Genomic DNA, 19,862 nt, shown 5'->3' on the forward strand with positions numbered 1-19,862 from the left:
ATACAGAGATACAGAGATACAGAGATACAGAGATACAGAGATACAGAGATACAGAGATACAGAGATACAGAGATACAGAGATACATGGAGAATGGAGAAGCAAGAGAAGCGGATGGGAAGCAAGAGAAGAGGAAGAAGAAAGGTAGCCTGCTATCAGATATTCACCTGACAGCAAGGCTACCCGATCAGGGGTTACGGCCCGTAGATATAAGCAGGGAACCAGTTAACCAGTCCAGGGAAAGCAATCAGCAGCGCCAGGGCTGTCAGTTGCAGCAAGATAAACGGAATAACACCTTTATAGATGGTTGTCAGGCTGACTTCGGGCGGGCACACACCCTTTAAATAAAACAGCGAGAAACCCACCGGCGGTGTCAGGAATGATGTCTGCAAGGTCAATGCAACCAGCATGACAAACCACACCAGTGTCGGGTCATCCATCACGCCATAGCCATTAATCGCGATATCCAGCGCACTGATCACCGGCGCAACCAGCGGCAGAATAATCAGCGTGATTTCGATCCAGTCGAGAATAAAGCCCAGCAAGAAAACAATACCGAGAATAAACAGGATGATGCCGTATGGGCCAAATGGCAGAGAGGTCAGCAGCGACTCGATGTATTCATCACCGCCCAGCTCCCGCAGCACCAGCGCAAACATGGTGGCACCGATAAATATCGCAAAAATATAACCACTGACGTTCAGCGTATCGTGCAGACATTCCCGAATCACCTTAATGCTCAGGCGTTTGTTTTGCCAGGCCAGTCCCATGGCAGCAGCAGCACCCACGGCAGAAGCTTCGGTGGGCGTCGCGATGCCCGCAAAAATACTGCCGAGTACCGCCAGAATCATGGCCAGCGTTGGGGCCACGGCCTTGAACACATCGATCCAGACCTTGGCAGTCACTGGCTGGATATTGTCATCCAGCGGCATCGATTCCGGTTTGAACAGGCCCCAGCCCAGAATATAGACAATGTACAGCACGCCCAGCAGCAGACCGGGCATGACGGCCCCCATAAACAGGTCGCCAACCGATAACGCCAGCTGGTCGGCCATAATCACCAGCATGATGCTGGGCGGAATCAGGATACCCAGCGTTCCGGCACTGGCGATGGTGCCCACGGTGACGGTTTTTTCATAACCCTGACCCAGCATCGCCGGTAAGGACATAACCCCGAGCAGCACCACGGAAGCACCAACAATACCAGTGGAAGCGGCCAGAATAATCCCGATCAGCACCACGGTAATGGCCAGTCCGCCCCGCACCCGACCAAACAGCGCCTGGAAGGACTTCATCAGGTTTTCGGCCACGCCGGATTTGTCGAGCAGGTTGCCCATCAGAATAAACATCGGCAACGCGACCAGAATCCAGTTATCCATGATCTTGTAGGTGCGGTCGACCACCAGTCCGACCGAGGTAAAGTCGATGCCGATAATGGTATCGAGGTACATATCCGACAGATAAGCCAGCAACGCAAACACGGTGCCGACACCCGCCAGCACCCAGGCCACCGGAAAGCCGGTAAACAGCAGCAGGATAAAACTGGCGAACATGGCGATGATCAGGATTTCATTAATTTCCATGGCACTGACCTCCACTCCGCTGGCGCTGCAACAGCACCACTTCGCGACCGATACGATTGAGCGTCGCGATAATCATTAATCCCATGGTGACGGGAATCAGGGTTTTGATCAGCCAGCGCCAGGGCAATCCGGCAGGGGCAATCGAGCGTTCATTAATACGCCAGGACTGATAGACAAAATCCAGCCCGTGATAAAACACCAGCATCAGGAACGGTAATAACAGCAGCGTCAGCCCGAGAATTTCGACCACATGTTTGGTGGTCGGGCTGAAATGACTGTGCAGTACGTCGACCCGGACGTGACTGTTGTTGGCCTGGGCATACAGCACACCGGCAAAGACACCAATGGCGTATAGATGCCATTGCAGCTCTTCCAGCGCAATCATGCCTGCGCTGAAGCCACGCCGTAACATCACCTGGGTGAGAATCACCACCATCAGGAGGGCGAAAATCCAGGCAATGGCCTGACTGAGCCGGATCAGTAGCCGGTCGATCCTATCGGCAAAAGGCACCGGAGGCGGAGTATCTGGGTGCTGGTTCATGGGAGTTCCTGAGGAGTGTTCGGATGGATAAAACCTTGCGGCCAAAAGCAAAACAGAGTGTCTGACAGACACCCTGCCGCTCGCAGCGGCAAGGTGCCTGTAACCAAATCAGACCAGATCAGTCACGCGGCAAAAAGGCGCGGCTGGACCACAGTTGATAGTTGGTACGGAAGGTTTGCAGGTCGTCGTAAACCGCTGCGAAGGTTGGGTCCTTGCGCTGCTCGGCGGCCACTTCATCCCAGGCACCCTTGAAAGCATCCAGCATTTCTTTGGGCCATTCGTGTACCGTGACACCCCGTTCTTCCATATTGGCGCGAATCGCTTCGAACTGGATAAATTCAGACTCAGCAACCGAGTTGGTAACGGAAGCCTTACAGGTGGTAGAGACAACGGCGCGTTGCTGGTCGGACATGCTTTTCCAGGTGTCGCCATTGATCAACAGCTCAAAGAAAGTGGCTTGCTGGTGCCAGCCCGGAAAATAGTTGTGCTTGGCAACCTTGTAGAAACCGAGTTTCTGATCAATCGCCGGTTGTGAAAATTCAGTCGCGTCGATAGCGCCTTTTTCCAGCGCACCAAAGATCTCACCGCCAGGAATCAACGAGGTCGACACGCCCAGCTTGGCCAGTACTTCACCACCCAGACCATAGAAACGCATGTTCAGACCCTTGAGGTCTTCGAGCGAGTTAACAGGCTTCTTGAACCAGCCGGACGTTTCCGGGCTGATCAGCGAGCAAGGCTCGACATGGACGTTATAACCGGCATCGTCGTACATTTTCTGATACAGCTTGAGGCCGTTGCCGTAATACATCCAGGCCGCAAATTCCGGCGCTTCCGGGCCAAAGGGAATGGTTGAGAAAATGGCCGCCGCAGGCATCTTGCCGGCCCAATAACCGGCAATGGAGTAACCGGAATTGACCTTGCCCGCAGACACAGCGTCGAGGATCTGCAGCGGTGCAACCAGTTTGCCCGGCTCATACAGTTTCATTTTGACTTCGCCACCGGAGACCAGTGGTAACTGGTCGGCAACCCAGGCAATCGGGGTGCCCAGTGCTGGCAGGTTCGAACCAAAGGCAATCGGGGTTTTCAGCAAGATGGGTTTGGCTTGTACGGCGGTGCAGCAGAGCGCCAGCGCGGAGGTAGCCACCAGAGTCGAAAGAGTGCGTTTCATAGCCTGATCCTGATTATTATTTTTCAGTGACTGGAGCTGCCATCGGTTGGAGTAATGGCTCGCCAGAGTGTCTGAAAAACTATAGGGAGGCGACCTGGGGCATCCTACCCTTCTTTGGTAGGGGAATTAGCCATCACCTACCAAAGTAGGTTGAGCGCGGCCAGCAACCTGTATACAAGGTGATAAGCGTCAGAAAGAGTGACTCGGATTCACGTTTTCAGGAAAACAATAACAATGACCTCTGTACCGGCAAAACGCCTGTGGCAACCAGCGTGTGGACGTGTGTTTGAGTCTGTTTGTAGCCTGTGCCTGTGTGTGAGCGTGAGCGTTCGTTATGGATAGCCTGATCCACCAGGTCTGGTTTGTGGGTGGGCTGTCGCTGATGTACGTCGGCTTTTTGTTTGTGATCGCGATTTGGGGGTCACACTGGATGCGGCCTTCCTGGCAGCCGTATGTCTACAGCCTGACGCTGGCGATTTTCTGCACCAGCTGGGCATTTTACGGCACCGTACAGCAAGCGCTGACCCATGGCTGGATTCTGGCTCCGACCTACACCGGTGCCATTATTCTGATTACCGTCGGCTGGAAGGTCATGGACCGCATCATCCAGATTGCCCGCCAGGAAAACAGCACCACCATTTCGGATTTTATTTCCGCCCGCTTTGGCCACAGTCGCGGCGTTGGCATTCTGGTGGCCTTGTTATGTTTGCTTGGCGTAGTGCCCTATATCGCGCTGCAGCTCAAAGCGGTGTCGGCCAGCTTCCAGCTGGTTACCCTGACCAGCTCGGTGGAGCTGCGCTGGTTCAGCGACCCGACGCTGATTATTGCGGGGATCATGGCGGTTTTCAGTATCTTGTTTGGTACCCGAACGGTCGACTCCAGCGAAAGCCATCAGGGCATGATGCTGGCCATTGCCTTTGAATCCCTGGTCAAACTGGTGGCCTTGATGGCAGTGGGATTGTTTGCCGTCTATGGCCTGTACGACGGTTTTGCGGATCTGGTCAGTACTGCGATGGCTGACCCATTGATTGCGCAGACCCTGACCGATTATGCCGATCCCAGTGTTTATCTGACCCATGCCTTGCTGGGAGCCATTGCCATTATTGCCTTGCCACGTCATTTTCACGTGGCGGTTGTCGAGTACCGTTCACAACGGGATATCCGGGCGGCACGCTGGATGTTTCCGCTGTATTTGCTGGCAATCAACCTGTTTTTGTTACCGCTGGGGCTGGCAGCAACGCTGAACCAGGACATGCTGGAATCCTTCACCTATATCACGCTGGAATTACCGCTGGCTTTTCAGCAGGAATGGCTGGCGCTGCTGGCTTACATTGGCGGTTTGTCCGCCGGTACCTCGATGGTGATTATTTCTTCCATCACGCTGGCGACCATGGTGTGTAATGAAATTGTCTTGCCGATTCTGATCCGGCTGGGCTGGCAGGGCAACGGGACAGGCATCAAATCCCGGGTGTTGCTGATTCGTCGGGTGGCGATTGTGGGCGTGCTGGCGCTGGCGTTTGTGTATTACCGGCTGTTGTCGCAATTTCATAATCTGTCGGAAATCGGCTTGCTGGCGTTTGTGGCCATCGCCCAGTTTGCCCCCGCCATCCTGATCGGCATGATCTGGCACGGTGCCAACCGGATGGGAGCCTACTGGGGTATTGGTACCGGTTTTGCCGTCTGGTCGTACACCCTGTTTCTGCCGGTTGCATCGAGTATGGGCTGGGGCGATCCGTCCCTATTGGATGGCCCGTGGGGACTGGCATTTTTACAACCCCATGGCCTGTTGGGGCTGGGGGAATTAAACCCGATTGTGCATGGCACCTTCTGGAGCCTGATGCTGAATACCCTGATGCTGGTGATTGCCTCGCTCTATCACAAGCCCAGCTTTGCCGATACCGAACAGGCTCAGCGCTTTGTCTACAGTACCGCCTCGTCCGCACCGATCAATACCCGGCGTTATGCCATTCATGCCCAGGATTTGCGCGCCTTGTTGCAGCGTTTTATTAACCCGGCCAAGGTCAGTGCGTTTTTTGAGGATTTCAGCAATCCGCTGACAGGACGGATTCTGCACCGCGGCGAAGTGGATGAAGCCATGCTCAAAGAAGCCGACCGCTTGCTCAGTTCGGTGGTTGGACGCAAAGGCTCGGCGCTGCTGCTACGTAATCTGGTCGAAGATGGCACCGGCCAGTACACCACATTGAACAACCTGGTTGAGGAAGTTTCCGAGGTGGTGCTGTTTAACCGGGATCTGCTCAACTCCATTCTGCACAGCCTCAACCAGGGCATCACCGTGGTCGACGAGCATTTAACGCTGGTGGCCTGGAACCAGAGTTTTGCCAGCCTGTACGGTTTCCCTCAAGGGCACTTGTACGTTGGCCAGTCGGCGGAGGCACTGCTGGGGCATATTGCCCGCTCCGGCGGCTATGGCGACCAGGATGTTGATGCCATCGTCGCGCAACGCTTCAAGGAATTACGCCAGCGCGAGAAACTGCACTATGTGCGCAAAACCCGGGACGGCCGTTCGATTGAACTGAGTGGCACCCCGATTGGCGACAGCCTCTACATCACGGTGTACAGCGACATTACCGAGTATCGCCATATTGAAGAGCAGCTGCGCAGCGCCAACGAAGTGCTTGAACAGCGGGTCGATGAGCGCACCCACAAGCTCACCGAGCTGAACCACGACCTGCAAAAAGCCAGCCGCAACAAAACCCGCTTTCTGGCGGCAGCCGGGCATGATCTGGTGCAACCGCTCAACTCCGCATCGCTGTTTTCAGCATCGATCCTGAACAAACTGGAACGCCGGCAACTGAGCAGCCCGGGGCTGGTGGAAGAAATCATGCCGGTGGCGCAGCATCTCGACCAGTCGCTGCATTCGGCCGAATCGCTGCTGAATGAATTATTGGAAATTTCCAAGCTCGATGCCGATATCGTCCGCCCGCGCCGTCAGGAGTTTGAACTGGATCAGATGCTGGACTCACTGGTGGAAGAATTTCGCCCGCTGGCAGCCCAGAAAGGCATTGAACTGCACTATGTCCGCAGCCGCATCGGCGTGGACTCAGACCCGGTGTTGCTGCGTCGCATCATCCAGAACCTGCTGAGTAACGCCCTGCGGTATACGCGGACAGGCCGGATTCTGGTCGGCAGTCGTCGCCGGCAACAGCAGGTATTAATACAGGTGTTAGATACTGGCATTGGTATCCCGGCCCATGAACTGGATATGATTTTTGAGGAATTTCACCGGTTGGCAGCCGAACGCACAGGTGCAGACACCGACATACACACCCCCGCCAACACCAAAGGGCTAGGGCTGGGGCTATCGATTGTACGGCGTTTGTGTTTACTGCTGGATCATCCGATACAGGTTATTTCAGAACCGGGCCGAGGCAGCTGTTTCAGCGTATCCATTCCGACAACCATCGCCCCATTGGCATCCATCACACCAGAAGAAAACACCCAGAATACCCGTGGCTCCGGATTGATACTGTGTGTCGATAACGAGCAGCAAATCATCGACGGCATGGCAATGCTACTGGGAGACTGGGGCTATCAGGTGGTTACAGCCAGTAGCTTTAACAGAGCACGCAAAGCGTTAGCCGGGGAAATCCCGGATCTGGTGATTATCGATTACCACCTGGACCAGGGAGTGACCGGGCTGGACGTGATGGCCGGTTTCAGCCAGGTATGGCAGCAACCAGTACCCTGTCTGGTTATTACTGCCGACTATACCGATGAGGTAAAACAGGGCATTGAGGAGCTGGGCTTTATGCTATTGCGAAAACCGGTAAAACCAATGGCATTACGGGCCTTGTTACATAAAATGTTGTAGCAGACCGTGACTTTATGGTTATGGCTTATTGCCAGAACCCGTTTGCTGTCGATCTCGATCAGTCTGGTATTTCCAGCTGCTGTACAATAAGTGCTGCCTGGGTGCGATTATTGATATTAAGCTTTCGAAATATATCGCTGATATGAGATTTGACAGTTGTTTCCTTGATATTAAGAGTGTAGCCAATTTGTTTGTTTAATGCCCCCTCAGCAATCAGTTGTAATACGCGCAGCTGCTGTGGTGTCATTTGGCTCAGGCGGGCCGTTGTATCATCTTGCGGTTGACCGGTAAATTCCGGAAAACTCAGTTTACCTTCCATAACCTGTGCCAGCGCCTGGCTGATACCGGCGATGGTTGACGACTTCTGGATATAACCCAGTGCCCCCAGCTGGCGTACCTGCTCGATCACCATCCGGTCCTCGCTGGCACTGACAATCACAATCGCCAGTTGTGGAAACTCCGCCCGCAGCCGCATCAAGCCCATCAGACCGGTATTTCCCGGCATTCGCAGATCCAGCAACAGAAGATCAATGGCTTGCTGCCCTGCGGTCTGCAGCACCTGGTAAAAGTCCTCGCATTCACTGCTGCTACAGGCAATGCCGGTTTCATCCAGAGCATCGCTCAGCGCTCGACGGAAGAGCGGGTGATCATCGGCAATCAGAACCTGATACATGGGTTTATCCTGTTTTTATCGTTATGCGCTCGAATCTACTCCCGGCTTTCCAGATCAAGCAAGTGTTTACCGCCTCAAAGTGCCCCTTCACCTACTAAAGTAGGGCGACTATAGCAGGACGACCATTGCAGGATAAACTCAGAAACTATTCATATTAACAAATCAACCACCGGGCTATTAATAAACAAAACCAAACAATATACCAGCAATCAGTACTTTGGCAGGGGATTTGATTATCCAGCAACTGCCATCGCAGCCACTATCGCAACCACCAATACAAACAGATCATATTCCTGGTTTTATTCCTACTATTTTACGGGATACCCATTGCAAGCCCTTGGATATAGTTTTTTAACCCTTGTAGCGCTGGCATGCGCCAGAACGACCAATATCTGCAACGGCAATAAAAAATATAAAATAACCAACAGCAGGACATATCATGCACAAACACAACAAGAGTGGATGGCTCCCGGTAACCGTCTTGGCCACAGCCGCCATGGCAGTATCACCCCTGACTCAGGCTGATATCGACAGTAGCAACAGTTTCAGCGGCTATGTCAAAACCGATATTTTGTTTGATGCCGAAAACGATGCGTCTGCCAGCCACACCCGCAACCAATCACTGATTACCCTGAACGAAAACGAGGCAGAAAACGAAGAAGGCGACCTGAATATGTCATCGCTGGAATCCCGCCTCAAATTTGCCCACACCAGCACAGGTACACCCGTTGGGAATCTTAAAGCCGTCATCGAGGGCGATTTTTTCTCTGGGTCCTCCAGTGTTTTTAACCTGCGCCACGCTTATCTGCAGCAGGATAATCTGACCATTGGCCGCACCTGGAGCACCTTTATGGATCTTGGTGCCCTGGCCGAAACCGCCGACTTTGGAGGCCCGGCCGCGCGGATCTTCTCGCGTAAATCACTGGTTCGATACGCCATCCCCATGGGCAACAACACGCTGGAACTGGCCGCTGAACAGCCAATAAACTCCGAAGACCCGGATGTTCCGGACCTGGTCGCAAAATACACCACCAAAACCGGGTTTGGGCACCTGAGTGCTGGCATTCTGATGCAAAAAATCAATGTTGGTGACGAAGTCAAGGACGACAGCGCCATGGCGTTTGCTGGCCGATTCTCTGGCCGCATCAATATCGCCGACGATAACCTCAAGTTTTCCCTGATTTCAGGTAGCGGCCTTGGTGGCTATATGAACTTTGGCGACGTGGCCGCCTACGATTTCAGTGGCGACAGCCTGGAGTTATCCAAACAGACCGGCGTCAAACTGGCCTATCAGCATGTATTCTCTCCTTCTCTGCGCTCAACACTGCGGCTAGCCAAAACCACAGCAAGCCTCGATGGCAACGACATGGGCGACTTCTCATCCATGCACCTGAATCTGGTTTACAACGCCTACCAGCCGCTGAAGTACGGTGTTGAACTCATCAAGGCGACCAAAAAACAGGCTGAAGGGAATACCTTTACTGAAGACCTGAAACTGAATCGCTTGCATATGTTTGCCAAACTGGCGTTCTGAAGCCTGCCGGAAATAACCGCGATATAGCCCCCACGCCCGTGGGGGTGTTACTTTTTTCTCTTATGCCCCCAAAATTGGCTGGTCTACGATGTCATCCACACCAGTCCGATACCATCGACCTGAACAAGATCGTCTCCAGCCACCAGCAAATTACACCAGCGGCCTGCTATTACCGGACCTGCTGCGACAAAAACCCGCCTGAGCCGGACTGATGTAGGGGAAGAAGCAAGCCAAAAGCAGGATGCTGTGTTGGCAACCACCCCAAAAACACTCACACTGCGAGCAGTGGTAATCAAGGACGAAACACAATGCGCCTCAGAAAACCGGCAAGCCATTCCGCGAATATTGCAGCTATTCCATTTCAGCAATGCCCCGCAAAAACCTGGACTCGCCCAGACGGCGCCGTTGTTAAAGGCCGCAGTGTTCTGAATCACTGCCAGATTGTTGGAGAAACAGCCCGCTGCCTGATTGAACGTTTCCCGGAACCCATGCGTTCACACTTGTTTCCCGCTGACAGTGAAATGGCAGCCGCTAGCCATGACATTGGTAAAGTAAGCCCATCGTTTGTGGCAAAGATTCTGCGAGCTTGCGATATTGATTTCAAAAACCTGCCTGAACTGGCGCAAGCAAAGCCAGACATTGAATCCCAATGGGGCGGACATGCTGGTGTCAGCCAAGCAACAGCTAATGCCCTGGGCACACCGAAATACGTAGCTGAAATTCTCGGGCAGCACCATGGTTTTAATCCGAACGTTGATGACAAACGCGGCAATGCCGAAGTCTTTGGTGGTGATGTCTGGCTTGATGAGCGCAAGAAGCTGGTCGCTGCGCTAAAAGACAGTCTGAACTCAGATTGGCCAGTATTCGAGCAAGCATCACAAGCTCGTATTGTCGCAGGATTAACCTCAGTTGCCGATTGGATAGGCTCAGGCAAATTCTTTGAAGACCCCACACAAGACTGGCAGCCAAATATCAGCGCCGCTCTTAATGACGCTGGGTTTATTAAACCCACGATCAGACCGGGACTGTCATTTACCAATGTATTTGATCCGATCCAACAGCAGATGCAACCACGCAAAGCCCAATCGCTATTCCTTGAACAAATAACCGGCCCAGGCATTTATATCCTCGAGGCCCAGATGGGTATGGGTAAAACCGAAGCAGCTTTATACGCCGCTTACCGTCTGCTGGCAGAAGAAAAAGCAACCGGCATTTATTTTGCCCTGCCCACTCAGCTGACCTCCAACAAAATATACGATCGGTTTAATGCGTTTCTGGAACAGATTCTTGGCCCTGACACACCCAATAGGGCCTTGTTGCTGCATTCTGGCGCCTGGTTATTAGAGCAATCCGACATGGGGGAAGATGGCGCACCGGGTGGTGCCTGGTTTAATCATAACAAACGTGGATTATTGGCTCCCTTTGCAGTTGGCACCATTGACCAGGCGTTGATGGCAGTGATGAACGTCAAACACGGTTTTGTCAGAGCATTCGGCCTTGCAGGCAAGGTAGTCATCCTAGATGAAGTCCATAGTTACGATCTTTACACCGGAACAATTCTAAATGAACTGGTGGCTTTTCTGCGCCAGATTGAATGTACTGTAATTATTCTCAGCGCCACATTGAATCAATCCCGTCGCGCGGCCCTGTTACAGCACACAACGACCAGTTCAGCCTATCCACTGATCACTGCCGCAAACACCATTGGTAACATTAACAACTACACCGCAACTGACATCACTGAAGTAACCGTTCCAACAGAAGATAACCAGCCCATTACCCTGACCCTTTGTGAAGATGATCACAGGGCAGTGGAAGAAGCACTGCTCAGAGCCGATCAAGGGCAACAGGTGTTATGGATCGAAAATACCGTCGCAGAGGCACAACAACGCTATCTCGACCTTGCCAGTCGTGCCATTCAAGCAGGTTGTGAGATTGGTTTATTGCACTCCCGTTTCACGCCACAAGACCGACAAGCCAACGAATCCCGCTGGGTAAACCTGTTTGGACATACTGGCTGGCCACAACGTTCGAGCTGTGGGCGGATTCTGGTCGGCACCCAGGTGCTGGAGCAGTCGCTCGATATTGATGCAGATTTTCTGGTTAGCCGGTTTGCCCCTACCGACATGTTACTGCAAAGAATTGGCCGGTTGTGGCGCCATTCAGACACCCCGCGTCATGCTTCGGCCTTGCCTGAGTGTTGGCTGCTAACACCGACAATGGAGCAAGCATTAACCAATCCGCGCTCAGCATTTGGACTAAGCGCAATGGTGTATGCCCCCTATGTACTGTGTCGCAGTCTGGAAGTCTGGCAGCAACAACAGCAACTGCGTTTACCTTCCGGTATTCGCCCCCTAATTGACCAAACCTATACCGAACGCTCTGAAACCGCACCATGGGCCACTCTGCTACATGAACTAAAGCAAGGCTCTCGTTTCCGTACCGGAGAAGAAGCACAACAAGCACTGGCAAAACTCACACTATCCAAAGGTGGCAAAACCTTGCCAGAACACAAGGCAGAAACACGTTACAGCGATCAGGATAATCACTATGTTTTACTGCTGCGCAGTGTGCGTATCGGCTCTGGTGAAACCCGTATGCGCCTGCTGGATGGACGCGAATTGAGTATTCCTCATGGTCGTCGGCAACTAAACAACGCGGGCTGGCGCACTCTCGCAGTTGCATTGCACCAGCAACTGGTCAGAGTCAGTCCGGCGAATTGCCCAGACAGTATTGCCAAACGCACGCTGGAGAAACTGCACTTCCACAAAGTTTTCTATCTTGGCAATCAGGAAAATGAAGAAGCGTTGCTGCGGGTTGCGCTGGTCAGCCCAAGTGGCGAACTGCAAACACTGGATAGCCGCCCAGCAGGGGAAAAATATACGCTGGAATACCGTAATGACCTGGGTTACCGGGCGCTTACCAACAAGGAATAACGATGGAAAACCGTTTTAACCTGATAGATGAACCCTGGATTCCAGTTGCCGACGTTGGCCGGGTCAGTCTGAAAGACATTTTCAAACGTCCGGATTTACGGGCACTGGGTGGCAACCCGGTACAAAAAATCGCACTCACCAAACTGTTACTGGCAATCGTCCAGGCTGCTGCAACACCCGAAGACGATGACGAATGGAAGCAAATGGGGTGGCAAGGCATGGCGGACAAATGCCTAGCGTACCTGCAACAGTGGCACGACCGGTTTTATTTGTATGGCGACAAACCGTTTTTACAGATGCCGATGATTCAGTCAGCCGCCATTAAATCACTAGGAGTCTTGTCTCCCGAGGTGAGTACAGGCAATACCACCGTATTAACCGCATCCCAGCAAGAGCAGCCTGTCAGCCATGCCGACCAGGCAATTACCATTGTTGTGCAAATGGGGTTTGGCCTCAGTGGTAAAAAGACTGACAACTCAGTCGTTTTGTCCAATGGCTACAAAGGTAAACAAAACGACAAAGGGAAACCGGCCAGCGGCAAGTCTGGTATTGCCGTCGGACACATGGGACTTCTTCACTCATATTGGCTGGGTCAATCAATACTTCATTCCCTATGGTTCAACCTCTTTACCCAAGAAGACATTACCGATATGGCCATGTATCCAGCATTAGGTACCGCCCCTTGGGAACAGATGCCTACCGGTGAAGATGATGATATTGCCCGATCATTAAAATCATCCCTGATCGGGCGACTGGTACCCGTTGGGAAGTTTTGTTTACTGGCCGAAACCGGAATTCATTATACCGATGGCATTGCACATGCGGGTTATCTGGAAGGCAAAGCAGACCCAACCGCCTCCATCGACTTCGCCCAGAAAAAGCCAAAAGCTTTATGGGTCAACCCAGACAAACGCCCTTGGCGTGAACTGACATCACTACTGCAATTTATAGAACAAGGCAAAACCAGTGGCTTCGACACACCACAGCTCAAACTCACACTAAAACGAGTCTCCCGCTCTGCTCAGCACTTTGCACTTTGGTCTGGTGGATTACGCGTCAGTAGCAATGCAGGTGAACAGTATGCATCAGGTACAGATGATTATGTTCAATCCGAAATATGGTTATCCTCTGAGTTACTGGGAAGCATCTTCCTTGAGCAACTCAAGCACGAAATGGCACAACTGGAATCAGCTCAAAAGCTGTTATGGGGAGCGGTAGTTCGTTATTTCCGTCAGCTATCTGATATCGACAAATCCGGTTCCGGCAAAGCACAGCCATTTGTTACCAATTTGGCAGCCAAAGCGACTGGCATCTTCTGGCAGCTATGTGAACGACAAGCCCAAGCGCTTATCGATGTATGCGATACCTCGGAGGACGCTACGCAGCAACGCCTGCAACTGCGTCAGACCTTCGCCAATTACGCGCTACAAACCTTTGACCAGCTGTGTCCCAACGACAGTGCTCGCCAAATGGACGCCTGGGCCCAATCCCGTCCGAATTTTTCCAAATACTTAAAAGCCGAATAAGGAGCATATCCGTATGGATCAGAATCCGGTAGAAGCCAGAACTGGCAAGGTTTCAAAAGCGGAACGGTTTATCGCCTACCTCATCGACCGCATTAATAAAGACAACGGCTTTGCTGCGCGTTTAAAACGTGCTGATAACCCAGCCACTGAGTATCAAAGCTGGGAGTTATTGGCAGAATTCGGTGTTGATCTTGAAAAAGACCAGGAGCGTTTGCCCTACTGTACAGTTGCTGCCGCACTGGCTCGCGCCAAACCTGGTGCCGATGGCAAGCTGACACTGGGAGCGGCCATTGCCGCCTGTTATACAGATAACAACCAGTCAGACCAGGCCAAAGCCCGTTTACGCCGCCTACTGGCTTGCACCAGCACAGCCGAAGCCTGCCGCATCCTGAGACCACTGCTGACGTTAATGGCCAGTCGTGGAGTAACACCAGATTTCAGCCAACTACTGAAACAACTCTTGTGGTTTGCCGGCCAAGGACAGGAACGTGTCCGAATTCGCTGGGCACAGGACTTTTACCGCAAGGTTGTGGAGACCGACGCAGCCACGGTGGAGGCTCCCCATGACTGAGCTATACGCCAGCGCCCTGCATCTCGACCGCAAAGCAGTAAAAGCCTTGAAAATAACCGATCCGTACTCCCTGCATCGCGTGGTTTACAGCCTGTTTCCCGACATACGTACCGAAGCCGAAAAGCACAGTCACATTCAAAGTGGCATTGTATATGCTGACCAGGGTGGTGATTTCCACGGCCGCAAAGTATTAATGGTATCGGATCGCCCCCCCATGGAACGAGTTGACGGGCAGTATGGTGACGTCATCAGCAAACCCATTGCTGCTTCCTTTCTGGACTATCCACGCTACCGATTCAAAGTACAAGTCAATCCCGTGCGCAAAGACAAACAGACAGGTAAACGCGTTGCCATTAAGGGACGCGCCGATACTGCCGACTGGTTTATACAGCGCGCACTGAACAGCTGGGGCTTTGAAGTAGACCCACTGCATTTGCAAATTGATGCCATCGAGGTACAGCAGTTCAACGGCCAAAACAATCGTCGAATCACCTTGGGGAAAGCGCATATTCAAGGCCAACTCACGGTCACCGACCCACAGCAGTTTCAGAACAGCTTCAAGAACGGCATCGGCAAAGGGCGAGCGTTTGGCTGTGGCTTACTGCAAATCGTACCAATCATCGACAACCCATTTGTTTAACTCTCTTTCAGGGACAAGAAAATGACCAACGCTTTCAAAAATACCCGTATTGAATTCCATATCCTGCAATCTTTCCCTGTCACCTGCTTGAATCGTGATGACGTTGGCGCTCCGAAATCCGCCATCATTGGCGGTGTGCCACGAGCGCGAGTGTCCTCGCAATGCTGGAAACGTCAAGTGCGCCTGGCAATGCCGGATTTCGGTATTCGCCTGGGTGTACGCAGCAAGAAAATAGCCACCCTCCTGGCTACAGAATGTCTGGCACTGGGGGCCAGCGAGGAGCAAGCCAACGACTGTGGCGAAGCCATGGCAGGCTTTTTTGCCGACGATACCTTGCTGTTTTTAAGTGAAACTGAAGCCAAAGCCTTTGCTGCCTACGCCCAGGAAAAAAACTTCGACGCCAAAGCCCTGAAAGACAAGGAACTGGTGAAAGTATCCAAAAAAGTCGTGAACACAAATCTGGATGCGCTGGATATCGCACTGTTCGGACGAATGGTGGCCAAGGCACCTGATATGAATGTCGAGGCGGCAGCCGCTTTTGCCCACGCCATCTCCACCCATAAAGTCAGCAATGAAGTAGAGTTTTTCACTGCTGTTGATGATTGCAAGGCTGAAGATGAAAGTGGTTCCGCCCATATGGGCAGCCTCGAATACAACTCGGCCACTTATTACCGTTACGTCAGCCTTGACCTGGGGCAGCTTGAACACACTCTGGGAGAAGGAGCAGACCTGAAAACGGCCATTGAAGCCTTCGTAAAAGCCTTATATGTAGCAGTACCGGACGCCCGTCAGACGACTCAGTCTGGAGCCTGCCCATGGGATTATGCTCGTGTTCTGGTGCGTAAAGGACAACGCCTACAAGCTTCGTTTGAACAACCAGTAAAAGCCAAAGGCGATGGTTTCCTTAGTCCCAGCAAAGAGGAACTGAAAACCTGGTTGGATAAAAAAGAGAAAATCTCCGGCTCTTTGTTTGGCAAACAAGGAGCCTACGAGTGGGGCGACAACCTTGAATACAGCATTGACCACCTGATTACCGATCTGCAATCTCACCTGTAACGGAGATACGCAATGAGCGAACAGACACATTATTTGCTGCTATGGCTGGAAGGCCCATTACAAGCTTGGGGACACGACTCCAAGTTTGGCGTGCGCGACACCCTGAACTTTCCGACCCGTTCCGGTGTGCTTGGCTTACTGTGCTGCGCCCGTGGTGCCGGAGGGCCTGAAGTGGAATGGCTACAACAGATGAGCACCATGGCGATGGAGGTTCGGGCCTATGCCCGCACCGACCGCAATGGTAGCCCTGTTATGCAAGAACTACCATTGCGAGACTTCCAAATGGTAGGCAGTGGCTACGACAACAGCGACCCTTGGCAAAGCCTGCTGATCCCTAAAACAGCTGAAGGAAAAAAAGCAGTTGGAGGTGGCACCAAAATGACCTATCGCTACTACCTCCAAGACTCGGCATTTGCCGTGGTATTAGAAGTGCCTGAAAAGCAGGCACAAGCACTGGCCGAAGCACTACAAAACCCAGTATGGGACTTGTATCTAGGACGCAAGACTTGTGCTCCAACAGAACTGATCTATCAAGGACTGTATGAAAATACAGCAGCAGCCTGGCAACAGGCAGATACCATAGCCGAGAGTAAACAACGCCAGGCCAGTTATGCAGTGATGGACGCTGGAGCTGATAGCAAAAGTGACAAAGAGAGCGAAGCAAATGGCGGCGAGATCCTCACTCTTAACGATGTTCCTATACAGTTCGGAACCAACAAACGTTATCGAGACCGCCAAGTTACCTTGCTGGAGTTAACCTGAATGGCTAAAGGCGAGCGTCTGTTTGTCAAAGTGACCCGCGAGTCCCTCCCCAGAGTCAAAGACAAATATCCATTTTTGTACCTGGAGCGGGGGCGACTCGAGATCGATGACAGTAGCGTCAAATGGATTGATGCCGACGCCAATGTAGTGCCCATACCAGTAGCAACCATTAATTGCCTGTTACTAGGGCCGGGTACCTCCGTAACCCACGAAGCCATCAAGGTCGCCACCGCTGCAAACTGCTCGGTAAGCTGGGTAGGAGAAGACAGCCTATTGTTTTATGCGGCAGGTTTCTTGCCAACGTCTGATACCCGTAACCTGAAACGACAAATGGCGTTAGCCTCTGATGAAGAAAAAGCACTGGACGTTGCTCGGGCCATGTATACCCAACGCTTCCCAGATGCCGATTTAACTGGCATGACCATGCCCGCCATGATGGGCATGGAAGGCAACCGGGTCAGAGCACTTTACCAACAAAAAGCCGAACAATATGGAGTGGGCTGGAAAGGCCGACAATTCACACCCGGAAAATTTGAATTCAGCGACCTCACCAACCAGATACTCACAGCCACCAATGCGGCCTTGTACGGCATTCTGTCTTCTGTGGTGCATGCCATGGGCTACTCACCTCATATCGGCTTTATACACTCGGGCAGCCCTCTACCTTTTGTGTACGACCTGGCCGACCTATACAAAGAACCACTTTGTATAGACTTGGCATTCTTTCTAAGCCGCGAAATGGCCGGACGGTATGACAAACACAAAGTATCGGACGAATTTCGAAAGCGTGTTATCAAAATGAAACTATTGGATCAAGCCAGCAATGACATTAACGAATTAATGGGGGTCAGCCGTGCTCGTCGTGCTCGCCAATGACCTACCACCCGCCGTACGTGGGCGAATGAAACTCTGGTTTGTAGAGCCTCGTCCCAACGTATTTGTATCTGGTGTGAAGGATTCGGTAGCGCAAACCGTCATCGATTACCTGATGCAACACTGCCCGATAGAATCGGGTTTGATGTTGTTTCGCAGTATTCCTGCACCTCCAGGCTACGAAATTCGCTACAAAGGCAAGCCTCGAAAACCCGTGGTCGACATATCGGGATTACAGCTGATTATTGAAAGCTTGAATTCGTAACACCACGCTCTTTAATAAACAGGTGAAAATCAAATAAAATACTGTTTAAATGTTCAGGGTCGTCCCCACGCCCGTGGGGGTGTTTCTTTCTCCATCTCGGAAAACAAAATCAATTTTAGGTCGTCCCCACGCCCGTGGGGGTGTTTCTACGACACCGACTCTCGCACCCCGGTTCAGCGCGTCGTCCCCACGCCCGTGGGGGTGTTTCCTCGACATCCGTCGAGTGTAGTATTTCCGTTTCGTCGTCCCCACGCCCGTGGGGGTGTTTCTCCTCCGGGCGCGGCGTGCACCACTCGATAAATGTCGTCCCCACGCCCGTGGGGGTGTTTCTTTTTGCCAACCAGCAAAGTCGCCCCCAGCCACGTCGTCCCCACGCCCGTGGGGGTGTTTCCAATCCGAGCGACCGCATGATTGCTGGAATGAAGTCGTCCCCACGCCCGTGGGGGTGTTTCCATCAACAACAACCTGCAGCAAGGTCGCACAGCGTCGTCCCCACGCCCGTGGGGGTGTTTCTTTCGCTATATTTCGAGTCCACGGAAAACATAGGTCGTCCCCACGCCCGTGGGGGTGTTTCCCGGCCCGTTGTACGCTTTTGCTACTCCTGAGCGTCGTCCCCACGCCCGTGGGGGTGTTTCTCCGACTTGATTTCCCGCCAGTTTCGCGTTGCGGTCGTCCCCACGCCCGTGGGGGTGTTTCTGAACAACTCACACATTGGCGTGGCGTTCGGCCGTCGTCCCCACGCCCGTGGGGGTGTTTCTGCTTATGATGGCCATTAGTTGCCACCTCCTGAGTCGTCCCCACGCCCGTGGGGGTGTTTCCTTGTCATTGACTCAAAATCTGCAACTGTAGGAGTCGTCCCCACGCCCGTGGGGGTGTTTCCATGACATAAATCGATACGGATGCGCGCTGCTCGTCGTCCCCACGCCCGTGGGGGTGTTTCTAAGGGTCGGTGTCGTTGTCCTGGCACAACCTGGTCGTCCCCACGCCCGTGGGGGTGTTTCTATGGATTGAACGGATAGTAACCGCCGATAACAGTCGTCCCCACGCCCGTGGGGGTGTTTCTAGTTCTTCACGTGTCATTCAGCACCACCAGTAGTCGTCCCCACGCCCGTGGGGGTGTTTCTGCTCCGGCCCAGCGATAGTACCCTAGTCCGTCGTCGTCCCCACGCCCGTGGGGGTGTTTCTATGCTGGCTGGTAGGTCGATGGTTTTGGCGCCGTCGTCCCCACGCCCGTGGGGGTGTTTCCTGACATTTGAACGCATCCGCACAGAGTTTTCAGTCGTCCCCACGCCCGTGGGGGTGTTTCATTTTACGTTTGTGATGTCGGCCGCGTCGGCGGGTCGTCCCCACGCCCGTGGGGGTGTTTCTTATCCCGGAATTTGTAGCCATACATGAACCCAGTCGTCCCCACGCCCGTGGGGGTGTTTCCGGGCCTGGGTTGCTAATGCGTCCGCTAGTAGCGTCGTCCCCACGCCCGTGGGGGTGTTTCTGTACGACAAAACGCCACCGCCGGATTTGATGCGTCGTCCCCACGCCCGTGGGGGTGTTTCCAGGTCATCAGGCAGGTTGGCCAGTGGTGAGCCGTCGTCCCCACGCCCGTGGGGGTGTTTCTTTCCTCGATTGAGTCAGCTGTCAGGCCATCAAGTCGTCCCCACGCCCGTGGGGGTGTTTCTTACCCTGTGAGCGTCTGCGCGGCTCATCAGGTGTCGTCCCCACGCCCGTGGGGGTGTTTCTGATCATGGCTGACGTCCCCTTAGTTGATGTAAGTCGTCCCCACGCCCGTGGGGGTGTTTCCTCCCCTGACCCTGGCATCCATGGCGATGGGTCGTCGTCCCCACGCCCGTGGGGGTGTTTCTCCCTGCCTGTTGCTGTTGCTCCCAGAACTCAGGTCGTCCCCACGCCCG

General features: G+C 53.2%; 14 protein-coding genes and 1 CRISPR repeat array. Of the genes, 10 read left to right on the plus strand and 4 right to left on the minus strand.

Annotated elements, in window-relative coordinates; translation table 11 throughout:
* Nucleotides 1-192 precede the first annotated feature (192 nt).
* The 3 genes from Q8W22_RS16115 to Q8W22_RS16125 form a co-directional block, all read right to left on the minus strand.
* A complete protein-coding gene (locus Q8W22_RS16115) occupies nucleotides 193-1,581 on the minus strand; it encodes a TRAP transporter large permease subunit (protein ID WP_303433535.1) in 1,389 nt (462 codons plus the stop codon).
* A complete protein-coding gene (locus tag Q8W22_RS16120) occupies nucleotides 1,571-2,122 on the minus strand; it encodes a TRAP transporter small permease subunit (RefSeq protein WP_303433533.1) in 552 nt (183 codons plus the stop codon). The genes Q8W22_RS16115 and Q8W22_RS16120 overlap by 11 nt, the downstream gene beginning before the upstream one ends.
* A gap of 118 nt (nucleotides 2,123-2,240) precedes the next feature.
* On the minus strand, nucleotides 2,241-3,290 hold the full coding sequence (locus Q8W22_RS16125; protein ID WP_303433530.1) for a TRAP transporter substrate-binding protein: 1,050 nt from the start codon (nucleotides 3,288-3,290) through the stop codon (nucleotides 2,241-2,243).
* Between the two features lie 334 nt (nucleotides 3,291-3,624).
* Here Q8W22_RS16125 and Q8W22_RS16130 point away from each other — a divergent pair, with 334 nt between their 5' ends.
* Nucleotides 3,625-7,122: a PAS domain-containing hybrid sensor histidine kinase/response regulator gene (locus tag Q8W22_RS16130; protein ID WP_305453051.1), complete on the plus strand. Its 3,498-nt coding sequence runs from the start codon at nucleotides 3,625-3,627 to the stop codon at nucleotides 7,120-7,122.
* Nucleotides 7,123-7,180: 58 nt separating this feature from the next.
* Here Q8W22_RS16130 and Q8W22_RS16135 read toward each other — a convergent pair whose 3' ends face one another.
* A complete protein-coding gene (locus tag Q8W22_RS16135) occupies nucleotides 7,181-7,795 on the minus strand; it encodes a response regulator transcription factor (protein WP_305414611.1) in 615 nt (204 codons plus the stop codon).
* 439 nt (nucleotides 7,796-8,234) lie between these two features.
* Between Q8W22_RS16135 and Q8W22_RS16140 the strand changes: the two genes are divergently transcribed.
* The 9 genes from Q8W22_RS16140 (at nucleotide 8,235) to cas2e (ending at nucleotide 17,958) form a co-directional block, all read left to right on the plus strand.
* Nucleotides 8,235-9,329 (plus strand): DcaP family trimeric outer membrane transporter, encoded by a 1,095-nt coding sequence (locus tag Q8W22_RS16140; protein ID WP_305453052.1) that lies wholly within the window; start codon nucleotides 8,235-8,237, stop codon nucleotides 9,327-9,329.
* A 308-nt stretch (nucleotides 9,330-9,637) separates the two neighbouring features.
* Nucleotides 9,638-12,265, plus strand: coding sequence for a CRISPR-associated helicase Cas3' (gene cas3, locus Q8W22_RS16145; RefSeq protein WP_305453053.1), 2,628 nt, complete (start codon nucleotides 9,638-9,640; stop codon nucleotides 12,263-12,265).
* Nucleotides 12,266-12,267: 2 nt separating this feature from the next.
* Nucleotides 12,268-13,791, plus strand: coding sequence for a type I-E CRISPR-associated protein Cse1/CasA (casA, locus tag Q8W22_RS16150; protein WP_305453054.1), 1,524 nt, complete (start codon nucleotides 12,268-12,270; stop codon nucleotides 13,789-13,791).
* Nucleotides 13,792-13,804: 13 nt separating this feature from the next.
* On the plus strand, nucleotides 13,805-14,362 hold the full coding sequence (gene casB, locus Q8W22_RS16155) for a type I-E CRISPR-associated protein Cse2/CasB (RefSeq protein WP_305453056.1): 558 nt from the start codon (nucleotides 13,805-13,807) through the stop codon (nucleotides 14,360-14,362).
* A complete protein-coding gene (gene cas6e, locus Q8W22_RS16160) occupies nucleotides 14,355-15,002 on the plus strand; it encodes a type I-E CRISPR-associated protein Cas6/Cse3/CasE (protein ID WP_305414617.1) in 648 nt (215 codons plus the stop codon). Before casB ends, cas6e begins: the two co-directional genes overlap by 8 nt.
* A 21-nt stretch (nucleotides 15,003-15,023) precedes the next feature.
* Nucleotides 15,024-16,058, plus strand: coding sequence for a type I-E CRISPR-associated protein Cas7/Cse4/CasC (gene cas7e / locus Q8W22_RS16165; RefSeq protein ID WP_305414618.1), 1,035 nt, complete (start codon nucleotides 15,024-15,026; stop codon nucleotides 16,056-16,058).
* Between the two features lie 12 nt (nucleotides 16,059-16,070).
* The gene (gene cas5e / locus Q8W22_RS16170; RefSeq protein ID WP_305414619.1) at nucleotides 16,071-16,820 is read left to right on the plus strand and encodes a type I-E CRISPR-associated protein Cas5/CasD; all 750 of its coding nucleotides are present in this window, start codon (nucleotides 16,071-16,073) and stop codon (nucleotides 16,818-16,820) included.
* Nucleotides 16,821-17,696, plus strand: coding sequence for a type I-E CRISPR-associated endonuclease Cas1e (cas1e, locus tag Q8W22_RS16175; RefSeq protein WP_305453064.1), 876 nt, complete (start codon nucleotides 16,821-16,823; stop codon nucleotides 17,694-17,696).
* Between the two features lie 25 nt (nucleotides 17,697-17,721).
* Complete coding sequence (gene cas2e / locus Q8W22_RS16180) at nucleotides 17,722-17,958, plus strand: type I-E CRISPR-associated endoribonuclease Cas2e (RefSeq protein ID WP_305414621.1); 237 nt, start codon at nucleotides 17,722-17,724, stop codon at nucleotides 17,956-17,958.
* Nucleotides 17,959-18,016: 58 nt separating this feature from the next.
* Nucleotides 18,017-19,813: direct repeats of the CRISPR family, unit length 28 nt; unit sequence GTCGTCCCCACGCCCGTGGGGGTGTTTC.
* Nucleotides 19,814-19,862: the final 49 nt, after the last annotated feature.

Source organism: Oceanobacter sp. 1_MG-2023, assembly GCF_030689025.1.
GTDB lineage: Bacteria > Pseudomonadota > Gammaproteobacteria > Pseudomonadales > Oceanobacteraceae > Oceanobacter.